This is a genomic window from Nocardia sp. NPDC055002, assembly GCF_053608825.1.
The window spans coordinates 541,239-565,743 of sequence record NZ_JBSGWE010000001.1 but is presented as its reverse complement, the minus strand read 5'-3'; the positions used below and the strand labels follow the sequence as shown (position 1 = coordinate 565,743).

The window sequence follows — 24,505 nt, the reverse complement described above, 5'->3', positions numbered from 1 at the left end:
AACGCGCGGTGTATTTCGGCGGTTCGTCGAATCTCGAAGACGGGCTGCACATCGAACGGGTGGAATTCCTCGCGACCGCGCTGTCGAAAATCGGCCAAGAACTGATGCTCGACTACATCGCCAACACCGACGCCAGCGGCGAACTCCCGCTATACCAGCCCGGCGTCTACGAACAGGTGCTCGAGCACGGCAACACCCGCGGTGCCGGCGCACCCACCACAACCACCACGCGGGAGCAGTAATGACGTCCCATACCGTCACCCGCCACGACATCACCTTCGGGTCGGGCGGCGACACCTGCGCGGCCTGGCTGTTTCTGCCTGACGGTGTAGAGAACCCGCCCGTCGTCATTCTCGGCCACGGTCTCGGCGCTACCCGGGAAATGCGCCTCGACGCCTTTGCCGAACGATTCGCTCAGGCGGGCATTGCCGCACTGGCATTCACCTACCGGCATTTCGGGGACTCCACCGGCCGACCTCGTCAGCTGTTGTCGATCAAACGCCAGCTCGCAGACTGGGACGCCGCGATCGCCCACGTCAAGACCCGCCCCGACGTCGACAACACCCGAGTTGCCGTGTGGGGCAGTTCGTTCGGTGGAGGTCACGCCGTCATCGTCGCCGCCCGCCATCCCGAGCTGCTCGCCGCGATCGCCCAGTGCCCCTTCACCGACGGCCTCGCATCAGCACGCGCGCTCGGCCCGAAGGGCACGATGCGGGTGCTTCCCGCCGTCGCGGCCGACCTTGTCTCCCATGTCAGAGGCAAGGCTCCGGTCCTGCTCACCCTCGCCGGTGCGCCAGGGGAGAAGGCGCTGATGAACGCGCCCGATGCGCTGCCCGGCTACCTCGCACTCGTGCCTGAGGGCGGCACGTTCGTCAACGAGGTCGCGGCTCGGGTCGCGCCGACCATCACCTGGCACCGCCCGGGTAAGGCGGCAAAAGATGTCCAGATGCCGATCTTGTTCTGCATCTGCGACCACGACTCGGTCACACCGCCCGACGAGACGATCGCCTACGCCCGCACCGCACCCAAGAACGAGATCAAGCGCTACGACGCCGGCCACTTCGACATCTACCTCGGCGAGCCGTTCGAGGCTGTGGTCGCAGACCAGACCGAATTCCTCACCCGACACCTGAAGGCCTGAACAATGACGTTCTCCACCTTGCCCGATCAGCGCAGCACCTCCGCGCCCGGAGCCCTCGCGGTCACCGATTCCAGGCAGTCGTTGACCAACGCTGAACTGCACCGCCGCGTGAAATCGGTCGCCATCCAACTCACCGAACACGGCGTCGCTAGCGGTGACGTCGTCGCCCTGCGCCTGATCAACCGTGTCGAGTTCATCGTCCTGCTGTTCGCGGCATGGCGCATAGGCGCCACGATTACACCGGTCAACCCGGCGCTGACGACGGTAGAGGTCGATCGGCAGCTCAGCGATTGCAGTGCCCGAATCCTGGTCACGGAGGACGGCGCCGACACCGTTCCCGGGTTCCGGTCACTGGCCGTGTCCGATTTGCGCTACGACCTCCTCGTGGAGCACGAGCCCGTCGACGATCCGGATGCCCTCGCTCTCCTGATCTACACCTCGGGCACCACCGGGGTCCCCAAGGGCGTCATGCTCGATCACGCCAACCTCGATGCGATGACCGGAATGGGTCGCGGCGCACTGCAACTCGGCTCCACCGACCGGTGCCTTCTGCTCCTGCCACTGTTCCACGTCAATGCAATCATCGTCAGTGTCCTCTGCCCGCTCCTGGTCGGAGCGAGTGTCACCATCGCCGACCGATTCGATCCACGGACCTTCTTCGAAGCCGTCGAGCAGGTGCGACCCACCTACTTCTCCGCAGTGCCCACGATCTACAGCATGCTCGCAGCCCTGTCCGAGGAACTGAGCCAAGACACTTCATCGATCAGATTCGCCGTCTGTGGTGCGGCTCCCGCCCCGGCCGAATTGCTCACCAGGTTCGAGCGCCGGTACGGATTCCCGATCATCGAGGCATATGGGCTGTCCGAGGGCACCTGCGGCTCGACCATCAACCCCATCGACGGTCCGCGGAAGGCAGGGACCGTCGGCGTCCCGTTCCCGGGCCAGGAGCTCCGTGTCATCGGCACTGATGATCAACCCTTGCCGCAGGGAGCCGACGGGGAAATCGTCGTCCGCGGGCCGAACGTGATGCGCGGCTACCTCGGTCGTCCCGCAGAGACCGCCGCCACCATCGTCGACGGTTGGCTACACACCGGGGACATAGGCCACCTCGACGCCGATGGCTACCTCACGATCGTCGGTCGTAGCAAAGAGATGATTATCCGCGGAGGCGAGAACATCTACCCGAAAGAGATCGAAGACGTTCTCACATCAGCACCGAATGTGCTCGAAGCCGCCGTCGTCGGGGTCCCCGACGCGAAGTGGGGTGAGATCGTGATCGCCTACGTCCAACCTCGCCCCGGCCAAACTGTCGACCTCGAAGCGCTCACTGCCCACTGCAAGGACAATCTCAGCAGTTACAAACGGCCGAAGACCATTCGCTCGATGGAGACGCTGCCCAAAAACGCGGTAGGCAAGCTCGACAAGGCCGCACTCCGGACCAACGCCTCGACGCCATGAATCCCGAACCACAGGCCAGCGCGGAAAGGCCCACAATGCACACCTGGAAAGACACGCCGACCAAGACGATCGATGTCGACTCGGTGCCGTTCGCGTACCGAGAACTCGGTGCCGGGTCCGACGTGCCTGTCGTGTTCCTGCACCACCTCACCGCTGTGCTCGACGACTGGGATCCCAGGGTGATCGACAGTATCGCGGCACACCACCGTGTGATCACATTCGACAACCGCGGTGTCGGAGCGTCCGGATCGGCCGTCCCGGGCACGATCGAGCGGATGGCCGACGACGCGATCGCGTTCATCCGCGCGCTCGGGTTGGAGAAGGTGGACCTTGTCGGATTCTCCCTCGGCGGCGGCGTCGCCCAGTTGATTGCGCTCAAAGCGCCGGATCTGGTCCGGCGAATGATCCTGGCCGGTACCGGACCACGCGGTGGCGGCGGTATCGCCAAGATGCGCACCACCGAAGGCAAGCACGCCGCAACCAACTACCTCGCCCGACTTCAGGAGCGAGACTTCGATCGCGACAAGAAGATCTCGACGCAGGCCCGGCTGGCCCAGCTCGAGGCGATCGTCAACGGCGGCAAGTCTGCACCCGGCGATCTGTCACAGATCACAGTGCCGGTTCTAGTCGCCAACGGCGAGGACGACCTTATGGTGGCGACCAGCCTATCGGCGGACATGGCGCGCCGACTGCCCAACGCGGAACTGAAGATCTACCCTCGCTCCGGACACGGCGGGATATTTCAGCATCACTCGAGCTTCGTTCCCGACGCACTTCGGTTCTTCGCCGACTGAGCCACTGCCCGGCGGTATCGAATCTGTTCCCCCACAACCGCTTCGAAGAAACGAGGACCTAATGAGTACTAACGGCGGCGACCCCATCATCACGTCCTACGCCGACGCGCCCACTCGCACCGTGACCGCCGACGGCACCACCTACGCCTACCGTGAGCTGGGCCCCACAGGCGGCATCCCAGTGGTGTTCTTCGTGCATCTCGCGGCGACCCTGGACAATTGGGATCCGCGAATCATCGACCCGATCGCCATGACCCGCCACGTGATCGCCTTCGACAACAAGGGGGTCGGAGCGTCCACCGGCAAGGTGCCCGCCACCATCGAGGAGGCCGCCGATGATGCCTACACGTTCATCACAGCGTTGGGGTTCGGCAAGATCGATGTGTTCTCGTTCTCGATGGGCGCCATGATCGCCCAGGATCTGGTGCTCCAGCATCCCGCGCTGGTGCGCAAGCTCGTCCTGACCGGGACCGGACCGCGTGGCGGCAAGGACATGGACAAGGTCGCCGGCGTCACTTACTGGGACATGTTGCGGGCCACGGTGACCCGTTCGGACCCCAAGGAGTTCCTGTTCTTCAACCGTGACGCAGTGGGTAAGCGTGCCGGGAAGGAGTTCGTGCGCCGCCTCGAAGAACGCACCACCGACCGTGACAAGGACATCAAGATCAGTGCCTTCCGATCCCAACTCGCGGCGATCAAGGCTTTCGGTCGGTCCACGCCATCGGATCTGTCGAAGATCACCCAACCCACGCTGATCGCCAACGGCGATGACGACCGCATGGTGCCCTCTGTACTGTCCCAAGACTTACATCGGCGCATCGCGGGATCGGAACTGATCATCTACCCCAACTCCGGCCACGGCGGAATCTTCCAGTACCACGAGCAGTTCGCGCCGATCGCCGCAGAATTCCTCGCGGAGAGCTAGGCAACTGGTGCGCTGTTTGACCTGAGCATTTCACCTCACGCGCCGCCTCGGCGGCGTAGACGGCATCCAACATTGGAGGTCACACCCGTTCTTGCCACCATCAAAGCCGCAGGCCGCGTGACCGCGGAGCTTCCCACTCGGTACACAGCACCACCCGCCTGTCTGCGACGAGACTGGACCTAAGCCTGGATGCCGACGCCGAAGTCGTCGGCCGGGACATCGCGTCACGGGAATCGAGCTGCTGCTTGTTCTTCACCTTCGACTTCGACACCACAGGCACAGGCATTCTGATGGAGGTCGGTGTCCCGGCGGTCTACATCGAGGTACTCGACGCGTTCGCCGCCCGGGTCGACGGGGCATCGACACCCTGGAAGATAAGATAGACCTCCGGGTCTCCCACCGACTCGATGTGCACGAATCGAGCGCCTGCGGTCACGTAGAACGCGGACCACTCGTCGGTGATGGCGTCCACCCGAACAAATATGCGCTGCAGTGACATTGGCTTCCCTTCGCTAGAGGTCGCGAGCGTCGGTGATCGCGTCGATGCCGCGCTGCGGTAGTCGGCCGCCGGGAAGACGACCGTGTTGCCCTCGAAGAACGCGGTGATGCGGCGTCGGCGAGCAGCTCGCGGCCCGATTGTCCTTGCATGTCGGAGAACCGCGCTGTTGGGTGAAGCCGAACCCACAGCTCGACAGCCGCCGGGTGCAAGTCAGCGTGTCGATCATGTGCGCGGACAGCTGTCCACCCACTTCGACACCTGCTCGATCAACGGAATCGCGACGCGGCCGTTGCCCGCTCACCACACAGGCGACCTTGCCCTCGGGAACCGTTTGCCGCCAATCATTTTCGAGCTTCGTGCCCAGACTCGGCTGACTGCACTCAGAGATCCACCTCGAGGACAGGGGAGTGCGATCGAGACGAGCACGTGGTGAACAAGCCCCCGGCGCGTTCGGCGTCGGTGAGGACGTCGTCGCGATGGTCGGGTTCGCCGGCGAGTACCCGGACCACGCATTCCCCGCAGATGCCCTGCTGGCACGAGAAGGGCGCGTCGACACCGTGGTCCAAGAGGGCATCGAGCACGCTCTGGTCGTCGGCGACACCGTATTCGGCGCCGGTGGAGGCCACGCGGACGACGAATCCGGCCGGGGCAGGCCCGGTCGGTGCGGGGCGGTCGGTGCCGAATCGTTCGGTGTGCAGGGCTTGGCGCGGCCAGCCGAGCGCCTCGGCCTTGCCCAGGACGTAGTCCATGAACCCGTCCGGCCCGCAGACGTAGACCGCCGTTTCCGGCCGCGGATCGCCCAGATCGCGGGCCACATCGAGCCCGATGTGCTGGTCGTCGAAGTGGAAGCTGACGCGGAAGTTGGCCGTCAGCTCGTCCAGGAAGGCAGCGTGCGAGCGGCTCCGGGCGCTGTAGTGCAGCGTGTACTCGGCGCCCGCCCGGTCGAGCTCGGTCAGCATGGCGAGCAAGGGCGTTATCCCGATCCCGCCCGCGATCAGTACATGACGGTGCGCCGTGACCAGCGGGAAGTGGTTGCGCGGGGCGGAGATCCGCACCCGATCGCCCACGGTGAGCGCGTGCATCGCCCGGGATCCGCCGCGCGAGTTCGTCACGTTCAGCACGGCCAGCCGATACCGGCCCGGCCCGGGCGTTCCGCACAGCGAGTACTGGCGGACCATCCCGGAACCGAGCTGGATGTCGATATGGGACCCTGCTGTGTAGGGCGGGAATTCGGTGCCGTCGACCGGGGCGAGGTCGAGAACCACGATGTCGGCGGTCGCGAGGGTGCGGGCACGGACTTCCGCGTCGATCCAGGTCATGGTCTGCCCCGGTCAGCCACCGGCTACCGGCAGCGCCGCCGCGGTCTCGTCCGCCGTGGCCCCGGCGAGGGTGAACAGACCGGCCTGGGTACGCCGCACCGGTTCCTCGTCCAGACTCACCCCCTGCGGATCGCGGCCCGCTTCCACGTCGTCGATCATCGTCCGCAGCAACCGGCGCAGCAGCACCACGCCCCGATCCGTCGTCGCCAGGGTCTCCTCGGAATGCAGCGCGACCGGACCCTGCGAAGTCATCACCTCGCCGTCACCGGGGAAGCGCTGACGTTCCTGGTCGGTCAGCTCCCACGCGTTCTTGCCGTCCTGGGTGATGCCGAACAGGAACCGTTGCACGCGTGCGGGATCGCTCGCCCGGATGGAGAAGAACGCGCGATGGCGGGTGTCGTCCATCGGGACAGCCCAGATCACCATGTCGGCCTTGGTATCCGGGGTGAGCTCGACCCAGTCCGGCAGCACCGTGGCATTGGGCAGGTGCAGCTCGGCTCCCCAGACCCGCTCGGTCCGCTCCCCGTCGCGCTCCTTGTCCAGGAACCGGACGCCGTACTTCGCCCCGTAGTCGGTGCGGTCGTAGCTGACCCGTCCCGGCAGGGTGTAGGGATCGAAGAAGTCCTCGGGGAAGCCGGTGGTGCCGGTGCCGAGGAATTGGTAGCCGCTGTGCTGGGAGTGCAGCCAGTTGATGTGCACCGGGTCGATCGTGTTCTCGTAGATCAGCAGCCAGTGGAAATCCTGCTCGGCGCCGGTCACCGACAGTCCGGGGAACGGCCATTCGGCGAAGTACTGCTCGCCCTCGGCGAGGTCCTCGAGCACGTCGTAGCGCGGCAGCACGGGCTTGCGGTCGGGCGGGCCCATGTAGACGAACACCAGCCCGTAGCGTTCCTCCACCGGGTACCACGGCTGGCGCGCGGCGTCGCGGCGTTTGCCACGATCGGGCTCGCAGGCCTGCTCGAGGCATCGTCCCTGCACGTCGTATTTCCAGCCGTGATAGCCACAGCGTAGCCCGTCGTCCTCGATCCGGCCGAAGAACAGACTGGCGCCGCGGTGCGCGCAACGCTCGAAAACCACTCCCGCGCGGCCGTTTCCGTCCCGGAAGACGACCAGGTCCTCGCCGAGGACGCGGGTGCGATGCGGTGCTTCGGCGGTGAGGGTGGCCGAGGTAGCGATCGGGTGCCAGTATCGCCGCAGCGCCTCGCCCATCGGTGTGCCGGGTCCCACCTCGGTCAGGCGTGCGTCGTAGGACGGGGCCTTGCGGCCGTATCCGGTACCGGTGTCCACCGTGGTTCGTTCGGTCATGTCGGTCTCCTCCGCGTGCGAAAGATGTTGTGCTGCCCTGTTATCGGAGCGCCTGGATGATCGGGGCGAAGGCCTCCATCTCGGGTTCGAGCACGGTGTAGTAGGTCAGGCCGAGGGTCTTGCGCCGTTCGCGCAGGGTGTCGGCGTTCTCCTCGGGTGTGCCGAACAGCAGTGACGGCAGTTCGGCGAGTTCGTCGGGCGTGAGGTCGAGCCGGTTCTGCCAGACATCGGTCACGCCGTCGGTCGCGCCCTTGGGCAGCACCTTGTGGATGGGAATGTTGAACTCCACCTTGTCGATCCGGTCGCCGAGCAGTCCACGTACGTAGTCGATCCGGTCGGTGACCTCGGTGATTCCACCCAGCTTCAGCCCGTCGCCGTCGCGCACCTCGGTGGTGCCGGTGAAGGCGATGATGTCGGCGTGGGCGGCAGCCAGCCGCAGGACCCGTGCGCCGCGACCGGCAATCAGGATCGGCGGGCCGCCGGGCTGTTCGAACCGGGCGTACTGGTCGAGCTCGGACTTCGGCTTGCGGAACTCCGCGACGGTGCGCTCCAGCTGGGAAACCCGTTCGCCCGCAGTGGGAAACGGGATTCCGGCCGCGTCGAACTGCGCGCGGTCGTAGCCGGCGCCGAGCCCGAGTTCCACCCGGCCGCCGGAGTAGCGGTCGACGGTGGCGAGGTCGCGGGCCAGCACCGTCGGGTGGTAGAAGGCCGTGTTGAACACGAGCGTGCCGATCCGGATGCGCTCGGTCGCCTCGGCGGCCAGCAGCAGGGTCGGGATCGGTGCCGGCATGCCGAGGTGGTCCGACACCGAGATGACGTCGTAGCCCAGTTCCTCGGCCCTGCGTACCTTGGCGATCCATTCCGCCCTGGTGGACGGGGTGAACAGGCAGAGGCCGAAGCGGAACGGCCGGTCGTACAGGGAAGTCATGACGCTCCTCGCGAGCTCATTCGGTGGCGATGTTGTCGGCGATCTTGGCCAGCACCGCGTTCGCGGCGAGGAATTCCTCCTCGGTGATGCCACGCAGCGATTCGTCGGCGTGGGCGTTCACCAGAGCTTCGGCGCGCTCGTGCGCCGCCTCGCCCGCGGCGGTGAGCCGCAGCGCCGCGCCGGAAACCTCGACCCAGCCGCGGCCGACGAAGTCGTCGACGATCGGCTGATAGGTCCGCGCGCCGTCGGCGACCAGGAACGGCGCGAACGCCGCGTCGAGTTCGGCGACGCTGCCCAGACCGATCTGCAGGGCGTGCAGGATCTGCCAGTCCCGGCGGGTGAGCTTCTGCTCGTGCAGCAGCGCGCCGGTGGCGACGTCGAACTGCTGGTGCAGGTGCAGCAGCCAGTACCCGATGCGCTTGGTCGTGTTCTTCTGGAGCATGACGAGCCTCTCTGTGGTCGAAGGGCCGGCTACTGCTGCCAGCCGCGCGAGTACGGGATGACCCAGTACAGGTCGAGGGCGATTCGCGCGAACCGCCACCGGCCGCCCTCGCGGACGTACTCGTCGGTGAACTTGCCTGCCACGAACGAGCTTTCGGTGTCGAAGACGACCTTCTCCTCGAAGAACGACACTCCGGTGGCTCGATCGCCGAGGATCTCCACGTCGTGCCCGTGCAGGAACTGCTTGACCAGCACCTGCCCCGCCGGGCTGTTGTCTTCGATGAGCTGTGGCAGCCCGGCGAAGTACGCCTGGATGGCAGCCCGCCCCTCGGCCTGGCCCAGATGGCGGTAGTCGAGATAGGCGTCGGCACTGAACAGTTCGCCGACCTGGTCCCACCTGCCCTCGTTGATGCAGCGGGGTAGGTCGTGGCGCAAGGTGTTCAGCGCGCGGACGGCCTCGAGCGTCTCGAGTCGTTCGGTGAGCTGCTCGACCTGCCCGACCAGGTCCAGGACTTCTGACATCGCTGTGACACCTCTCGTTCCGTACACGTACCGGAGCGGACTCCGGGAAAACCGCGGCCACCGTGTTTCTCCGGCCGGGCTGCAATCACCTTTGCACGCGATATTCAGAGGTCACAAGATCGCGTGGGAAACCCTGCGGTTCGACCGTAGGTTTCGACTGTCACGCCCGCAGGGTTCGAATATCGCCTGGACGGTCGCGTAAGTGTTGCCGGAACATCGGTGACAGTTCGATCATGGCGTCGGAAATCGACGGAGTGAATTGTTTCCCAAGTCACCGGAACACATTGTCACCGATGTCTCCGAACAATTTGTCGAACCATTGCTAGGGATGTCCTGTGTACGCAAGATCGGGCCGGACTCGGCGACGAGTCCGGCCCGATCGCCGGCGGTGGTGAACCGTGATGTTCAGCCCGGACCGTGGCCGGCGGCGACCCGGCCCGCGACATGTCGCACATCCCGGTGCGAGATGAGCCACTCACCCTCGTACTGCTCGAACTCGTCCTGAACCAGCCCGATGACCACCCAGTCGGCCGGTCGTCCCACGTCGGTGGCCGCGGTGCTGGAGAACCAGTGCCACACCGTCGCATAGGCTGTGAGCAGGGGTTTATCGCCATTCCACTCGATGGTGGCCTGCCCGATGACATGGGCGACCAGGGAGCGTTGCGACTTGGGCACCCGGCTCATGTGATCGGTGAACTCGTCACGGCCGTGGAACAGCACCGGCGGGCCGGGCATGATCCGGTACTCGATCAGCGCGTCGGGGGTGAAGCACTCGCTGAACCGCTCGCTCTCCTGGGTGTCGGCGATCCGGAAGAATTTGTAGAACGTTCGGAAGATCGCCCGCTCCGCTTCGATCGTCGCGAGCAGGTTGTCATGTACAGCGGTCACGTCGGTCCTTTCTCCTGCCGGACGACAACACATCGCTCGGCGCGTCGTTCGATTATCGACACGGTGCGAAGCTAGCACGATGCCGGGCACCGCCCGATGGCGTACCGCACTATTCGGTGCGACGATGTATTCCGAGCGAGGTGATCCGAATTGTTGACCGGGTATTTCGAGATGTGAAATGTTTCGTCGTGTCGCCCGCCGTGAGTCCCACGTGAATCCGGGCAGTAGACAGAGGAATTCTGGCGTGAGCAGTGTTGTGCGTTCGAAGTCGATTCGCTGTGCCGTGGTGTCGGCGGCGGCGGTCACCCTGTTCACCGGTGCCTGTGGCGCCGGTGGCGAGCAGGGCGGCGATGCCGGTCCACCGAGATCCGGCGGCACGCTGCGGTTCTCGGTCGCCTCCGACGCGGGCTGCGTCGATCCCCAGCAGGTCGGTAGTAGCGACACCCTGTATTCGCTGCGCGAGACGGTCGACTCGCTGACCGACCAGGATCCCACCACCGGTCAGCCGGTGCCGTGGCTGGCACAGAGCTGGGAGGTGAGTCCCGACGCCAGGTCGTTCACGTTCCGGCTGCGGTCCGATGTGACCTTCAGTGACGGCACCCCGCTGAACGCGCAAGTGGTGAAGGCGAACTTCGACGCGATCCCCAAGCTGGGCGCTCTCGCCATCCTGTCCAAGGGCTATGTCACCGGGTACGTCGGCACCGAGGTGGTCGACGAGCACACCGCCAAGATCACCTTCGAACAGCCCAATGCACAGTTCCTGCAGGCGACCTCGACCGCCGCACTCGGCCTGATCTCGACGGCCGACGCGGCCAAGACGCCCCAGCAACGCTGCAGCGACGGTGTGACCGGCTCCGGTCCCTTCGTCCTTTCGAAATACGTTCCCAACCAATCGATCACGATCACCAAGCGGGTCGGCTACGGGTGGGGCTCGCCGTTGTGGACCAAGCAGGGTGAGGCCTACCTCGACTCCATCGAGTTCACCGTCATCCCCGAATCCGGGGTGCGTGCGGGCAGTGTGCAGTCCGGGCAGCTCGATGTCGCCACCGGTCTCGGCCGAGCCGACGAAGCCGGGCTGAAGGCGTCGGGGATCTCCCTGCTCACCCGATCGCACCCGGGGGCGGTGTTCAACCTCGGCCTCAACAACTCCCGGCCTATCCTGCGAGATGTTCAGGTGCGCAAGGCGATTCAGGCCGCAGTGGACCGTCGTCAGATCGTGGAGGCGGTCTTCGCCAGCGGCACCGTGCCCGCCACCGGCATTCTCTCGCACACGACCCCCGGCTACACCGATCTGTCGGCGGATCTTGCTCTGGACACCGCTCGGTCCACATCGCTGCTGGACGCGGCGGGCTGGCAGGTGGGCGGCGACGGCATCCGGCGCAAGGACGGCACCCGGCTGAGCCTGAACGTCGTGTGGTTCAACAACTCCCAGAACACCCGGGCGGCACTGGAACTGGTCCAGCAGCAGCTCAAGGTGGTCGGGGTGGAGTTGCAGCTCCAGGAGCTCCAGGTGACCCAGTTCCCGCAGCTGATCGGGTCCGGTGACTTCGACGGTCTGTGGGGCGGCGACCTGAGCCGCGCCGACCCCGACTGCCTGCGCACGCTGTACTCGACCCAGCAGGTCAATGCCTACCGGCTGCCGCCGAGCGAGCTCGACGGACTGCTCACCGCCCAGGCGGCCGAGGCCGATCCGGCCAAGCGCCGCCCGCTCGTGGAGCAGGCCCAGCAGTTGGTGGTGCGCAATGCGTACGTGATCCCGGTGGTGGAACTCGAGACGGTGCTCGCGGCGGCGCCGACCGTGCACGGCCTGAACTTCGAGTCGTCGAGCCGGACCCGGCTGCACGACACCTGGCGGAGCTGAACCGGCATGGGCCGGTACGTGTTACGCCGCCTCGCACAGGCGGTAGGGGTGCTGTGGGCGGCGTACACGGTGTCGTTCTTCGTGCTGGAATTCTTGCCGGGCGACCCGGTGTCGGCGATGGCGGGCGGCGGACTGACCTCCTCGCCGGTGGACCCCGCCGAGCTCGCCGCACTGCGAGCGCAGTACGGCTTCGACAAGCCGATCGTGGTGCAGTATCTGGACTATCTGGGCCGGGCGCTGGTCGGCGACTTCGGGGATTCGGTGGCTACGGGCCGGTCGGTGACCGGCACGATCGCCGCGGCGCTGCCGCCGACCCTGCAGCTCACGGCGGCGGCGCTGGTGCTCGCGGTGCTGTTCGGCGGCGGGCTCGCCGTGGCGGCCACCTACACCTCGCGGCGCTGGCTGCGGCAGGTACTGCTGGCGCTGCCGCCGCTGGCGATCTCGATCCCGTCCTTCTGGGCGGGCCTGATGCTGGTGCAGCTGCTGTCGTTTCGGATCCGGCTGTTTCCCGCGTTCGGCAACGCCGGGCTGGCCGGGTTGGTGCTGCCCGCGGTGACGCTGGCCATCCCGACCGGCGCGCTGATCGCACAGGTGCTGGCGAAGAGTCTGCTGTCCACCCTGGACGCGCCGTTCGTACACACTGCGCGGGCCAAGGGCGCCAGCCGGATCCGGGTCCACCTGCGGCACGCGCTGCGCAGTGCGTCGCTGCCCGCGCTCACCATCGTCGGCCTGCTCGTCGGGCAGTTGGTGGCCAGCGCGGTGGTGATCGAGACGGTGTTCTCGCGCAACGGACTCGGACGGGTCATGGCGAGCGCGGTGAGCGTGCAGGACATTCCGCTCGTGCAAGGAGTTGTGGTGTTCGGCGCGTTCGTCTTCGTCGTGGTGAACCTCATCGTCGACCTGATCTACCCGGTGCTCGACCCACGGATCGTGGTCGCGCCCCCGAGGAGCTACGCGTGACCGATATCGTGCTGACCGAGGCGGCCGTCACCCGAACCGTCATCGACGAGTTCGACGACGAACACCGCACGGGTTTCGACTGGCGTCGGCTGCCAGGGTTCCTGCTGTACCGACCCGGCCTGGTCCTGTCGGTGGTCACGCTCGTGCTCGTCGTCCTGGCGGCGTTGTGGCCGACGCTGTTCACCTCCCGGGATCCGCTGTTCGGCGTCCCGTCGGAGATCTTCGCGCCGCCCAGCGGGCAGCACTGGTTCGGCACCGACGAACTCGGCCGCGACCTGTTCACCCGCGTCGTGCACGGCACTGCACTGTCGTTGCAGGCCACGGTGATCGCGGTGGCTGTCGCGTTCGTCGTCGGGGGCGCGATGGGCTTGATCGCGGGGTTCGTCGGTCGCTGGGTCGACGACGTGTTGATGCGCTTCGCCGATGTGCTGCTGTCGATTCCGTCGCTGTTCCTGTCCTTGGCCCTGGTGACCGCGCTGGGCTACGGCACCGTGAAGGTCGCGATCGCGGTGGGTGTGGCCAGCGTGGCCGGCTTCGCCCGGGTGATGCGTGCCGAGGTGCTGCGGTTACGGCAAGCGGTGTTCGTCGAGGCCGCGTGGTCGTCGGGGGCACGCTGGTACACGGTGCTCGGCCGGCACGTCCTGCCGAACGCGATCGGCCCCGTGGTCGTGCTGGCCACCTTGGACCTCGGCACCGCCGTGCTGGCGGTGTCGTCGCTGAGCTTCCTCGGCTACGGCGCGGTGCCCCCGGCGCCGGAGTGGGGCTCACTCATCTCGAGTGGGCGTAACTATCTCGCCAACGCGTGGTGGATCTCGACGATGTCGGGCCTCATGGTGGCGTTCGTCGTGCTCGCGACCAACCGGATCGCACGAGCACTCGATGGAGAGTGGGCGAATCGGCGATGACCGCGAATCTGCTGGAAGTGCGTGGCCTGTCGATCTCCTACCGCACCAGCACCGGCCGGGTGCGTGCGGTGGGCGCGCTCGATCTGGACATCGCGCCGGGTGAGATCGTGGCTCTGGTCGGCGAATCCGGCTCGGGCAAGAGCTCGACCGCGCACGCCGTCACCGGGTTGCTGCCTGCCGCAGGGCACATCGACGCGGGCCGGATCCAGTTCGCGGGCCGGGACCTGGCGAGGGCGGGAGACCGGGAGTTGCGCGCGATTCGTGGGGCGCAGATCGGATTGATTCCCCAAGACCCCGGTGTCTCGCTGAATCCGGTGCAGCGCATCGGCACCCAGGTTGCCGAGGTCTTGCTCATCCACGGCCTGGCGACCCGGCGATCGGCGCCCGAGGCAGTGGTGGACCTGCTCGAGCGGGCCGGGATGCCCGACCCGAAAACCCGGGCCGACCAGTATCCGCACGAACTGTCCGGTGGCATGCGCCAGCGGGCACTGATCGCGATCGCCATCGCCGCGAACCCGGCGCTGATCATCGCCGACGAGCCGACCAGCGCGCTGGATGTCACCGTGCAGCGCCGCATCCTCGACCACATCACGAGTTTGACCGAAACCCTCGGCACAGCGGTACTTCTCGTCACCCATGACCTCGGAGTCGCCGCCGATCGTGCGCAGCGGATCGCGGTGATGACGCGAGGCCGGATCGTGGAGAGCGGGCCGACCCGCGAGATACTCGACGACCCGCGCGATCCGTACACCCAGCAGCTGTTGCGCAGCGTGCCCGGACGTACCGGTGTGCGGGCCCGGTCGCGTCGGGTCGGCACCGAGCCGTTGCTCACGGTCGAGAACCTGGTGAAGGAGTTCCCGCTGCCGCGCGCGAACGGCCGAGCGAAGACGGTGCGCGCCGTCGACGGCGTGAGCTTCTCGCTGCACCGAGGGGAGACGCTGGCACTGGTAGGGGAGTCCGGGTCGGGCAAATCCACCACGGCCAGAATGATTCTGCGCCTGGCCCCGCCGACCTCCGGGCGCATCGTGTTCGACGACGACGATGTGACGGCCATCAAGGGCGCGCGGTTGCGGGCACTGCGTCGCCGCGCCCAGGTGATCTACCAGAATCCATACGAGTCGCTGGATCCGCGGTTCTCGATCCAGGACGTGATCAGCGAACCACTGCGGGTTTTCGGCATCGGTGACCGCGCGTCACGCGCGGTGCGGGCGCGCGAACTGCTCGACCGGGTCGCCCTACCCGCGTCGACGCTGGGGCGCAGGCCCGCGGAGCTCTCCGGTGGACAGCGTCAGCGGGTCGCGATCGCCAGGGCGCTGGCCCTGTCGCCGGAGCTGGTGGTCTGTGACGAACCGGTCTCGGCGCTGGACGTCTCCGTGCAGGCGCAGATCCTCGACCTGTTCGCCGAACTGCAGGCCGAGACCGGCGTGGCGTACCTGTTCATCTCGCACGACCTGGCGGTGGTGCGTCAGATCGCCCATCGGGTCGCGGTCATGCGGCAGGGCCGCATCGTCGAGATCGGCACCACCGAAGAGCTTTTCGAGGAGCCGACCCACGAGTACACCCGTCAGCTGCTGGCCGCCATCCCCGGTGCCGACCTGGTCGACGGCGGCTCAGGTGCCTGAGAGCAGACTCACCACGGGCGCGAGTTCGCGTGCCGCGTCGTCGTCGAGAACGATGTAGGAGATCCCGAACTCGTCGCGGAGCCGGCGCAGCTGATCGGCTGCCTGCGCGGGCGATCCGGTGAGCAGTGTCGGGGCACCATCGGGCATCGGCGGACCGATGGTGCTCGTCGGGGTGCTGAAGCGCAGCGCCCGTTCGATGCCGGAAAGCCGTGGGCCCGCGGCACTGTCGAGCCATTCGACCTGGCGGGTCAGCTGGTGACGGGAGAAGGTGCTGAACGCGATGGTGTCGGCTTCGGCCGCGGCGAGTTCGGTGGCTCGTCGTCCGCCCGCGGCGAGCAGTAGCGGCACCTTGCGTGGCGGGGTGGGCACCAGTGTGGTTCCGGTGTTCGCGTAGTGGGCCCCGGTGGCCTCGACCCGCTCACCGCGCAACAGTGCGTTGATGATGCCCACCGACTCGGCGAGGCGCTCGAACCGAACCCGGTCGGAGTCGGCGGCGATCCCGAGTTCGCCGTAGCCGATGGCGGTCTGACCGGCGCCGAGGCCGAGCTGGAAGCGGCCGCCGGAGACCAGGTCCAGGGTGGCGGCTTCCCGCGCGAGAACGAACGGATTGCGGAAGTCGTTGGCCAGCACCCATGTTCCGACCTGGAGCGTGGTTGTCGTCGCGGCGGCGTAGCTCAACGCTGTCAGTGGCGCGGGCACCGGTGCGGGCAGGTCGGGCAGCAGCAACGTGGAGATCCCGGCGTCTTCGGCCCATCGTGCGGTCGATATCCACGACTTCGGGTCGGCGGGCGAAACGGTAACGAGTCCGAAGCGAAAAGGGTGGTGGCTCAAGGGTTCTCCGGTGTCCCGTAGGCGCGTAGGAAGGTGTCGACGGCGGCGGTGGCGACCGCGTGCATCTCGGCGGTGGAGACCTTGCGGGTGCCCAGCCGGGTGCGGCCTTCCATCGGGCCGGTGATCAGGACGAGGAACTGCTCGGCGGCGATCGCCGGATCGCTCGCGCGCAGGTGGCCCGACAGCGACAAGCGTGCCAGCCGATCCGCGAGCGCGTCGCCGAGCTGATCAGAGGTCCGGCTCACCACGACATCCATCAGGTCGGGGAACTGCGCGACCTGACCGTAGGTGAGCCAGCGCAGCGACCGGGACTGCTCGGTACAGCAGGACCGGATCAGTCGGTAGGCCACGTCTTCCAGGGTGGCGCGCAGATCCTCACCGGGATTGCGCAACCGCTCGACCACCGCCAGGTTCTCGGCGAGCACCGCGTCGCTCACGGCGGCCAGCGTGTGCCGGAACAGCGTTTCCTTGTCGTTGAGATGGTTGTAGATGGTCGGTTTGGCGACACCGGCGACCTCGGCGATCTCCTGCACGCCCGCCTGCGCGTACCCGCGGCGAGCGAAGACGACGAACGCCGCGTCCAGGATCGCCTGCCGCTTGTCGATCCGTCCACGCGAGGCCGACTGTCCGGTCGGCGGTGTTGCTACAGCCATCCATGAACCATAGCGCAATCGGACCCCAAGTTGCCTCGCGGGTTCATTCTTATATACCGAGTTGCGAGGTGTATGCGAGGACATTAAAGTGAACCAGCAAGTTCAATTGCACTGTTCCACGTCGGGAGATATCTATGATGCAACCCCCAGGAGACAGGCTCGATCCGCTTGCCCGCCAGCATGTTCGGCGCGGCGGCACCCGCCCGCCGAACGAACGCGGCGCGGTGATCGGTCTCGGGGCCGAGCCGTGGCTGGAGATCCTGCAGGCACCCGACCGCAACGGGTTGACGGTGACCGAGGTGTGCCGGCGATACAACATCTCGCGCAAGAGCTACTACAGCTATCTCGCGCGTTACCGGGAACACGGCGTGGCGGGATTGGCGCCGCGGTCGCGCCGCCCGAAGAGTTTCCCCGCTCGCACGTCGGCCGACATCGAGGCCGTTGTGGTGCGGGTCCGGCTGGACCGTCCGCAGTGGGGCGCACGCAGAATCCGCGCGCACCTCCAGCGAGCCGGGTCGACTCGTGTCCCGGCTGTGTCGACAGTGCACGCGATTCTGCGCCGCCACGGTCTGGTCGGTACCCGGTCGGACCACGGGGCGCCGAGCGCCGCGATGCCGGAGCAATCGACGACCACACACCGGACACTTAGCTACGCAGGGAGCTACATCTGATGAGCACATCGACTTCCACCCGAGACGACACGGCCGAAGCGCTGTACCCGCGGCGCTGGGCCGCGATGGTCGTGCTCGTCCTGGGATTCACCCTGGACCTGCTCAACGTCACCATCGTCAACGTCGGCCTCCCGGCGATCCAGGCCGACCTCGGGGGAACTCCGTCCCAGGTCGGCTGGATCGCGACGGCCTATCTGCTGGCATTCGCGGCAGCGCTGATCACCGCGGCCCGGTTGGGCGACCTGTGGGGCCGCAAACGAGTGTTCCTCGTCGGTTTGGCGCTGTTCGCTCTCTCCGGAGCCTGGTCGGCACTCGCGAACAGCCCGACCGAACTGATCGCCAGTCGCGCCGCCCAAGGAGCGGCCGCGGCGATCCTGGCGCCGCAAGTTCTGTCCAGCCTGTTCGTCCTGTTCCGTGGACCCGAACGTGCCACTGTCCTGGGCATATTCGGTGTGGTCGCCGGACTCGCGCAGGCCGGCGGGCTGCTGCTGGGTGGCGTACTCGTCACCGCGGACGTCGCCGGTCTCGGTTGGCGCGCGATCTTCTGGATCAGTGTCCCGGCGGCCGTCATCCTGCTCGGCCTCGGCGCCTGGCTGGTCCCGGAGAACCGTGCCGAAGGTGCGCTGCGGCCACGATGGCTCGCCGCGGTCGGCCTGACCGTCGGATTGGTCGCCATCGTGTTCCCGCTGTTGGAAGGCCGTACCTACGACTGGGCGCCGTGGATCTGGCTGTTGCTGGTGGCGGGCATCGCCGCGGTGGCACTTGTCGCCATCGTCGAGAATCGCGATGCCGTCGGTCGGGCCGGCGCGCTCCTGCCGCTGGAGCTGCTCCGCGCGCGGATCAGCAGTGTCGCCCTGGTCGTCCAGTTGGTCGCCTTCGCCGCCTTCAGCGGATTCCTGCTCGTCTTCGTTCTCTGGCTGCAAGAGGGCCAGGGCTACACCGCGCTGCGCGCAGGCGTCGTGACCGTCGCGTTCTCCGTCGGCGGACTGGCGGTCGCCCCGCTGGTGGGACGGCTCACCATGCAGTTCGGCCGCTACGCCGTCGTCGCCGGTACCCTGTTCGGCGCTGTGGGCACCTTGGCGGTGCTGGGCGCGGCGCTGACCGCGACCACGGATGTGAACCCGTGGCTGCTCGCGCCTGGGCTGTTCGTCGTCGGTGTCGGCATCAACCTGGTCCAGCCGCCGTTGACGACCTTGTTCCTGTCGACGGTGCCGACGCGATACGCGGGGTCGGCGTCGGGGATCTGGACCACCGGCCAACAGTTCGGTGGCGCGGTGGGTGTCGCGTCCCTGAGCGCGATCTTCTTCGGGGTCGCCGCCAGTGACGGCTACCGCAGCGCTCTGACGGCGTGCGCCCTGACGATCATCGCGGCGCTGGTGGTGAGTGCGGCGCTGTGCTTCGCGTTGCCTTCGCCGGAGCCCGCACCAGAAGCAGCCGGCTGAGACCTGCGGAACGGCAACCTGTCTACTCGGCGCCGTGGTCGCCGAGTAGCTCCGCACGGCGTTCGCGGACCGTAGCCCGCAGTGCCTCGACGACCGCCGCGACTTCGGGGCGCCGCAGGGTTTCGGGCCGGGCGACGAGCCAGTAGGTGAGCTGGACGCGGACCTCGTCGGGCAGGACCCGGACGAGGTCGGCGTGGCGGTCGGCCATGAAGCAGGGGAGTAGCCCGATCCCCGCGGCGGCCCTGGTGGCTTCCACGTGGACGAAGACATTGGTCGAGGAGACGGATCGGCGCAGGGTGGGGGCGAAAGCGAGAGCCAGGTCGAGGTCGTCGACCTGGAGGATGGATTCGATGAAGTAGACCAGTGGGTGGCGGGTGAGTGCGGCGACGGTGGTCGGGACGCCGTGTTCGGCGAGGTAGTCGCGGGAGGCGTAGAGGCGAAGGCAGTAGTCGCCGAGTTCGATCGCTTCGGCGCGGTGAACCTGCGGTTTGCCGACCACCACTTCGATATCGAGGCCGGTTCGCTGAGTGGACGCTCGCCGGGTCGCGGCGATGATGTCGACGGCGACGCCCGGATGTCTGCGCTGCACGCGTACCGCGGACGGTGGCGCGAGGTAGGCGCTGAAACCGTCGGTGGCCGAAATCCGCACCACGCCTTCGAGTGTGCGTTCGCCCGCGCTCGAGCCGAGCGATCGGACGGCGGCCTCGACGGCTTCGGCCGCCGTCAGTGCCTCGCGGCCCAGGTCGGTGAGCTCCCAGCCGCCGGTGACCCGGGTCAGCACCCGTCCGCCCATGGCATGTTCGAGGGCGGCGATGCGACGCGAGATCGTCGTGTGGTTGATGCCGAGCTCTTCCGCGGCGGTGATATAGCGCCCCGACCGGCCGACCGCGAGGAGCACCAGCAAATCATCAGCGCTCGGCCTGCGTCCCGACGTCGACGAAGAATGACTCACATGTGCAGTTTCGCAGATTGCTGCTGCGAAACTGGCCATTGTCACCGAGATGGATCTGCACGAATACTCTCCTCACGGCTTGTGGGCCGCATCACATCGACAGCGTGATGTGACCTGGAACATCGAAGGAGTAGTGCGATGAGCGTGCGGAACGCGATACGACCGACCGGCGACGACCCGGACGAAGCCCCCAGCGGACTGCGGCGGGTCGTGGCCGCCTCGATGGCCGGCACCGTCGTCGAATGGTACGAATTCTTCCTCTACGGAACCGCCGCGACCCTGGTGTTCAGCAAGGTGTTCTTCTCCAAGGACACCAGCGACCTCGACGCGATCCTGGCCGCTTTCGTCACCTACGCCGTCGGTTTCGCGGCGCGCCCGCTCGGCGGCATCGTCTTCGGCTACTTCGGTGACCGATACGGCCGCAAGCAGTTGTTGCAGGTGAGTTTGGTGCTCGTCGGTGCGGCGACCTTCCTGATGGGCTGTCTGCCGACCTTCGCCCAGATCGGCTATTGGGCACCGGCGATGCTGGTGATCCTGCGCTTCGTCCAGGGCTTCGCGATCGGCGGCGAATGGGGCGGCGCGGTGCTGCTGGTGGCCGAGCACAGCCCGAGTCGCAGTCGCGGCTTCTGGTCCAGCTGGCCGCAGGCCGGCGTGCCCGCCGGCAATCTGCTCGCCACGATCGTGCTGCTGGTGCTGACCTCGACCCTGTCGGACGCGGCGTTTTTGAGCTGGGGCTGGCGCGTGGCGTTCTGGCTGTCGGCGGTGGTCGTGCTGGTCGGCTACTACGTGCGGACCAAGGTGACCGACGCCCCGATCTTCGTGGCCGCGCAGCAGTCGATGGACCAGGCCAAGGCCGCCTCGTTCAGCCCGTTCGAGGTGCTGCGCAAGTACCCGCGTGGTGTGTTCACCGCGATGGGTCTGCGCTTCGGCGAGAACATCATGTACTACCTGGTCGTCACGTTCTCGATCACCTATCTCAAGGTTCACGTGCATGCCGACACCACGACGATTCTGTGGTGGCTGCTCATCGCCCACGCCGTGCACATGGTGGTGATTCCGGTGGCGGGTCGACTCGGTGACCGTGTCGGGCGCCGCCCGGTCTACCTGGCCGGCGCGGTCGCCGCGGCCACCTGGGGCTTCTTCGCCTTCCCGATGATGGACAGCGGCAACAGCGTGATCATCCTGTCCGCCATCATCATCGGACTGGTGTTCCATGGATTCATGTACGCCGGTCAGCCGGCGATCATGGCCGAGATGTTCCCGACCCGGATGCGCTACTCCGGTGTGTCGCTGGGCTACCAGGTCACCTCGATCGTGGCGGGCTCGCTGGCGCCGATCATCGCGGTCAAGCTGCTCGACGAGTTCGGTTCGTCGGTCCCGATCGCCTGGTACCTGGCGTTCGCGGCGGCGGTCACCGTGATCGCGGTGGTGTGCGCGAAGGAGACCCGCGGCATCGACCTCGAATCTGTCGATCTCGCCGACGCCTCCGCCGCGAAAGGTGTTGCCGCATGATCGAGCTCACCGGACGTAGGGCACTGGTCACCGGTGGGGCGAGCGGTATCGGCGCCGCGTGTGCGCGGGAGCTGGCCGCGCGCGGCGCCGAGGTCACCGTCGCCGACATCGACGGAGTCGCCGCGAAGGCGGTGGCGCACGAAATCGGCGGGCACGCTTGGAGCGTCGATCTGCTCGAAGTCGAGGCGCTGGCCGACTTGCGGCTCGAGACCGACATTCTCGTCAACAACGCGGGCGTGCAAAGCGTGAGCCCCATCGAGGATTTCGCGCCCCACCGGTTCCGCGCCATGCAGACCCTGATGGTCGAAGCGCCGTTCCTGCTCATCCGCGCTGCCCTCCCACACATGTACGCGCGAGGTTTCGGCCGGATCGTGAACATCTCCTCGGTGCACGGGATCCGCGCCTCCCAGTTCAAGGTCGCGTATGTGACGGCCAAACACGGGCTGGAGGGGTTGTCGAAGGTGACCGCGCTCGAAGGCGGCCCGCACGGGGTCACCAGCAACTGCGTCAACCCCGGATATGTGCGAACACCCCTGGTGGACAAGCAGATCACCGAGCAGGCGGCCGCGCACGGGATCCCGGAGCAGGAGGTGCTCGAGCGGGTGCTGCTCACCGAGAGCGCGATCAAACGGCTGATCGAGCCGCAGGAGGTCGCGGCGCTGGTCGGTTGGCTCGCCTCCGACACCGCGGGCATGGTCACCGGCTCGTCCTACGTCATGGACGGAGGGTGGAGCGCCCGATGACCGCAGTGGCAGCGGCACCGCAGTGGGTGCCGGACGACAACGACATCGCCAGTGCCCGGATCACCGACTTCGCGCGCTTCGTCGCCGAGCGGCACACCGTCGCGGTGCCCGACTACCCCGCGTTGTGGCAGTGGTCGGTCGACGATCTGGACGGATTCTGGGGTTCGGTGTGGGACTACTTCGAACTCGGCGAGCGCCCCGGTGCGGTGCTGGCCTCCGCGGAAATGCCAGGGGCGCGATGGTTTCCCGAGGTTCGGCTGAACTATGTCGACCAGGTGATCCGGCAGGCCCGCACCGATCGTCCCGCGATCGTGTCGGTGACGGAGGACGGGTCGGTCAGTGAGTTGTCGTGGCAGGACCTGCTGAACCAGGTGGCGGCGTTCGCACAGACGCTGCGCGGCTTCGGTGTTCGGTCAGGAGATCGGGTCGCGGGTTACCTGCCGAACATCCCCGAGGCGGTGATCGCCTTCCTGGCGACCGCGAGCATCGGCGCGGTGTGGAGTGCGTGCGGACAGGACTACTCGGCGAAGGCGGCGCTGGACCGGCTCGGGCAGCTCGAGCCGGTGGTGCTGGTGACGTGCGCGGGTTACCGCTACGCGGGCAAGCAACACCGGCGATTCGACGAGATCACCGAACTGCGCGCCGGTCTGCCGACGGTGGTGGCGACGATCGTGGTGTCGCCGGAGCACCTTTCGGGCACGCTGAACTGGTCGGATGTCACCGCTGGAGGTGATCGATCCACGCTCTCGACGGCCGAGGTGGGTTTCGATCATCCGCTGTGGGTGCTGTACTCGTCGGGTACGACAGGTCTGCCCAAAGGTATCGTCCACGGTCACGGCGGGGTGCTCCTCGAGCACCTGAAAGCGATGGCGCTGCAGTCGGACCTCGGTGCCGACGACACGTTCCTCTGGTACACCAGCCCGAGCTGGATGATGTGGAACTTCCAGGTCGCCGGTCTCCTGGTCGGCGCGAGCATCGTCTGCTACGCCGGTAGTCCGAGCTATCCGGCCCCGGACGCGTTGTGGGACATCGCTGCTCGGGTGGGCGCGACAGTTCTCGGCACCAGTCCCGGCTACGTGCTGGCCTGCGCGAAGGCAGGTGTGGTGCCGCGGCGCGAACACGACCTGACGGCCCTGCGTCTGATCGGTGTCACCGGGGCCGCGCTTCCCCCGTCGTCGTCGATCTGGTTGCGCGACAACATCGGCGCGCACATCCCGGTCGCGTCGATCAGCGGCGGCACCGACGTGGTCTCCGCCTTCGCGGGCGGCGCGCGAACCGTCCCGGTCCGGCCCGGCGAGCTGTCCGCGCCCTACCTGGGTGTGGCCCTCGAAGCCTGGGACGAACAGGGCAACCCGGTGCACGGCGAAGTCGGCGAACTCGTCATCACCGAGCCGATGCCCTCCATGCCCGTCGGCTTCTGGAACGACCCGGACGGAACTCGGTACCACGCAGCCTATTTCGACACCTTTCCCGGCGTGTGGCGCCACGGCGACTGGATCACCCGTACCGAGCACGGCAGCGTCATCGTCCATGGCCGCTCCGATTCCACCCTCAACCGCCACGGCATCCGCATGGGCAGCGCCGACATCTATCAAGCAGTGGAACAGCTCCCGGAAATCGCCGACTCACTGGTCATCGGCGCGGAGCAACACGACGGCGGCTACTGGATGCCCCTGTTCGTCGTTCTCGCCGAGGGTGCCACCCTCACCGACGACCTGATCGCCCGGATCCGTGCGGTCATCCGAACCCGGACGTCGCCGCGCCATGTCCCGGACGACATCATCACCGCCCCCGGCATCCCCCGAACCCGCACCGGCAAGAAGCTGGAAGTCCCCATCAAGAAGCTCCTCCAGGGGGCCGATCCCACGACAGTCGTGGATCCCAGCGCCGTCGACGACCCCGCACTACTCGGTTGGTACGCCCGGTTCGCCCGAACATAGCTTCCTGGCGACGAGCGCGGAAACCGTGGTGTCGATCGGGGCGCGACGGCACGATCTACACAATATTCGCCGAGAAGAACGCTTGTTGTGGACGCTTGGTCATGTTGTAATCCAGATGTTTGCTGATGACTGTCGGCGGCGCTGGTTGCTGTGTCCGGGCGCCCGCCGAGACCGTTCGGAAGGTTGGGGGCCG

24 protein-coding genes are annotated in these 24,505 nt (G+C 67.1%); 14 read left to right on the top strand and 10 right to left on the bottom strand.

Going from position 1 to position 24,505, the window contains the following annotated elements; translation table 11 throughout:
* Positions 1-8: 8 nt before the first annotated feature.
* The 5 genes from ACWF99_RS02715 to ACWF99_RS02695 all read left to right on the top strand — a co-directional run bounded on the left by ACWF99_RS02715 (position 9) and on the right by ACWF99_RS02695 (position 4,318).
* Positions 9-242: a hypothetical protein gene (locus ACWF99_RS02715; protein ID WP_452534239.1), complete on the top strand. Its 234-nt coding sequence runs from the start codon at positions 9-11 to the stop codon at positions 240-242.
* Positions 242-1,141: an alpha/beta hydrolase gene (locus ACWF99_RS02710; RefSeq protein ID WP_452534237.1), complete on the top strand. Its 900-nt coding sequence runs from the start codon at positions 242-244 to the stop codon at positions 1,139-1,141. Before ACWF99_RS02715 ends, ACWF99_RS02710 begins: the two co-directional genes overlap by 1 nt.
* A 3-nt stretch (positions 1,142-1,144) precedes the next feature.
* Positions 1,145-2,599, top strand: a complete 1,455-nt coding sequence (locus tag ACWF99_RS02705) for a class I adenylate-forming enzyme family protein (protein WP_452534235.1) — start codon at positions 1,145-1,147, stop codon at positions 2,597-2,599.
* Between the two features lie 35 nt (positions 2,600-2,634).
* Positions 2,635-3,393: an alpha/beta fold hydrolase gene (locus ACWF99_RS02700; protein WP_452534234.1), complete on the top strand. Its 759-nt coding sequence runs from the start codon at positions 2,635-2,637 to the stop codon at positions 3,391-3,393.
* 61 nt (positions 3,394-3,454) lie between these two features.
* Positions 3,455-4,318, top strand: coding sequence for an alpha/beta fold hydrolase (locus ACWF99_RS02695; protein ID WP_452534232.1), 864 nt, complete (start codon positions 3,455-3,457; stop codon positions 4,316-4,318).
* Between the two features lie 313 nt (positions 4,319-4,631).
* Here ACWF99_RS02695 and ACWF99_RS02690 read toward each other — a convergent pair whose 3' ends face one another.
* The 7 genes from ACWF99_RS02690 to ACWF99_RS02660 all read right to left on the bottom strand — a co-directional run bounded on the left by ACWF99_RS02690 (position 4,632) and on the right by ACWF99_RS02660 (position 10,220).
* Positions 4,632-4,790: a hypothetical protein gene (locus ACWF99_RS02690; protein ID WP_452534230.1), complete on the bottom strand. Its 159-nt coding sequence runs from the start codon at positions 4,788-4,790 to the stop codon at positions 4,632-4,634.
* A gap of 407 nt (positions 4,791-5,197) precedes the next feature.
* The gene (locus ACWF99_RS02685; RefSeq protein ID WP_452534229.1) at positions 5,198-6,136 is read right to left on the bottom strand and encodes a PDR/VanB family oxidoreductase; all 939 of its coding nucleotides are present in this window, start codon (positions 6,134-6,136) and stop codon (positions 5,198-5,200) included.
* Between the two features lie 12 nt (positions 6,137-6,148).
* Positions 6,149-7,441 (bottom strand): Rieske 2Fe-2S domain-containing protein, encoded by a 1,293-nt coding sequence (locus tag ACWF99_RS02680; protein WP_452534227.1) that lies wholly within the window; start codon positions 7,439-7,441, stop codon positions 6,149-6,151.
* 40 nt (positions 7,442-7,481) lie between these two features.
* Positions 7,482-8,369 (bottom strand): TIGR03621 family F420-dependent LLM class oxidoreductase, encoded by an 888-nt coding sequence (locus ACWF99_RS02675; protein WP_452534225.1) that lies wholly within the window; start codon positions 8,367-8,369, stop codon positions 7,482-7,484.
* A gap of 16 nt (positions 8,370-8,385) precedes the next feature.
* Positions 8,386-8,811 carry a MarR family winged helix-turn-helix transcriptional regulator gene (locus tag ACWF99_RS02670; RefSeq protein ID WP_452534223.1) on the bottom strand — a complete coding sequence of 142 codons (426 nt, stop codon included), beginning with the start codon at positions 8,809-8,811 and terminating at the stop codon, positions 8,386-8,388.
* Positions 8,812-8,840: 29 nt separating this feature from the next.
* Entirely contained in the window at positions 8,841-9,332 is a 492-nt protein-coding gene (locus ACWF99_RS02665) for a nuclear transport factor 2 family protein (RefSeq protein ID WP_452534221.1), read from the bottom strand.
* Positions 9,333-9,737: 405 nt separating this feature from the next.
* Positions 9,738-10,220 (bottom strand): nuclear transport factor 2 family protein, encoded by a 483-nt coding sequence (locus ACWF99_RS02660; protein WP_301907190.1) that lies wholly within the window; start codon positions 10,218-10,220, stop codon positions 9,738-9,740.
* 244 nt (positions 10,221-10,464) lie between these two features.
* On the opposite strand from ACWF99_RS02660, the gene ACWF99_RS02655 reads away from it, so the two are divergent.
* From ACWF99_RS02655 to ACWF99_RS02640, 4 genes are all read left to right on the top strand, one after another.
* On the top strand, positions 10,465-12,081 hold the full coding sequence (locus ACWF99_RS02655; protein WP_452534219.1) for an ABC transporter substrate-binding protein: 1,617 nt from the start codon (positions 10,465-10,467) through the stop codon (positions 12,079-12,081).
* A gap of 6 nt (positions 12,082-12,087) precedes the next feature.
* On the top strand, positions 12,088-13,041 hold the full coding sequence (locus ACWF99_RS02650) for an ABC transporter permease (protein ID WP_378629452.1): 954 nt from the start codon (positions 12,088-12,090) through the stop codon (positions 13,039-13,041).
* 89 nt (positions 13,042-13,130) lie between these two features.
* Positions 13,131-13,946: an ABC transporter permease gene (locus ACWF99_RS02645; RefSeq protein WP_378630023.1), complete on the top strand. Its 816-nt coding sequence runs from the start codon at positions 13,131-13,133 to the stop codon at positions 13,944-13,946.
* Positions 13,943-15,568 carry a dipeptide ABC transporter ATP-binding protein gene (locus tag ACWF99_RS02640; protein ID WP_452534217.1) on the top strand — a complete coding sequence of 542 codons (1,626 nt, stop codon included), beginning with the start codon at positions 13,943-13,945 and terminating at the stop codon, positions 15,566-15,568. The genes ACWF99_RS02645 and ACWF99_RS02640 overlap by 4 nt, the downstream gene beginning before the upstream one ends.
* On the opposite strand, the gene ACWF99_RS02635 is transcribed toward ACWF99_RS02640, so the two are convergent.
* Both ACWF99_RS02635 and ACWF99_RS02630 read right to left on the bottom strand, forming a co-directional pair.
* Positions 15,557-16,399 (bottom strand): LLM class flavin-dependent oxidoreductase, encoded by an 843-nt coding sequence (locus ACWF99_RS02635; protein ID WP_452534215.1) that lies wholly within the window; start codon positions 16,397-16,399, stop codon positions 15,557-15,559. The genes ACWF99_RS02640 and ACWF99_RS02635 overlap by 12 nt on opposite strands.
* Entirely contained in the window at positions 16,396-17,052 is a 657-nt protein-coding gene (locus ACWF99_RS02630) for a TetR/AcrR family transcriptional regulator (protein WP_378629448.1), read from the bottom strand. The genes ACWF99_RS02635 and ACWF99_RS02630 overlap by 4 nt, the downstream gene beginning before the upstream one ends.
* 134 nt (positions 17,053-17,186) lie before the next feature.
* Between ACWF99_RS02630 and ACWF99_RS02625 the strand changes: the two genes are divergently transcribed.
* Together ACWF99_RS02625 and ACWF99_RS02620 are read left to right on the top strand one after the other, a co-directional pair.
* Positions 17,187-17,723 (top strand): helix-turn-helix domain-containing protein, encoded by a 537-nt coding sequence (locus ACWF99_RS02625; RefSeq protein ID WP_452534213.1) that lies wholly within the window; start codon positions 17,187-17,189, stop codon positions 17,721-17,723.
* Positions 17,723-19,165 (top strand): MFS transporter, encoded by a 1,443-nt coding sequence (locus tag ACWF99_RS02620; RefSeq protein ID WP_378629445.1) that lies wholly within the window; start codon positions 17,723-17,725, stop codon positions 19,163-19,165. Before ACWF99_RS02625 ends, ACWF99_RS02620 begins: the two co-directional genes overlap by 1 nt.
* A gap of 22 nt (positions 19,166-19,187) precedes the next feature.
* Here ACWF99_RS02620 and ACWF99_RS02615 read toward each other — a convergent pair whose 3' ends face one another.
* On the bottom strand, positions 19,188-20,156 hold the full coding sequence (locus ACWF99_RS02615) for a LysR family transcriptional regulator (RefSeq protein ID WP_378629444.1): 969 nt from the start codon (positions 20,154-20,156) through the stop codon (positions 19,188-19,190).
* Positions 20,157-20,255: 99 nt separating this feature from the next.
* Between ACWF99_RS02615 and ACWF99_RS02610 the strand changes: the two genes are divergently transcribed.
* Genes ACWF99_RS02610 through ACWF99_RS02600 form a run of 3 tightly spaced genes read left to right on the top strand, consistent with a single transcriptional unit; the run spans position 20,256 to position 24,312 of the window.
* Entirely contained in the window at positions 20,256-21,629 is a 1,374-nt protein-coding gene (locus tag ACWF99_RS02610; protein ID WP_378629443.1) for an MFS transporter, read from the top strand.
* Entirely contained in the window at positions 21,626-22,372 is a 747-nt protein-coding gene (locus ACWF99_RS02605) for a 3-hydroxybutyrate dehydrogenase (protein ID WP_452534210.1), read from the top strand. The genes ACWF99_RS02610 and ACWF99_RS02605 overlap by 4 nt, the downstream gene beginning before the upstream one ends.
* Positions 22,369-24,312: an acetoacetate--CoA ligase gene (locus ACWF99_RS02600; protein ID WP_452534208.1), complete on the top strand. Its 1,944-nt coding sequence runs from the start codon at positions 22,369-22,371 to the stop codon at positions 24,310-24,312. The genes ACWF99_RS02605 and ACWF99_RS02600 overlap by 4 nt, the downstream gene beginning before the upstream one ends.
* The last annotated feature ends 193 nt before the right edge of the window (positions 24,313-24,505 follow it).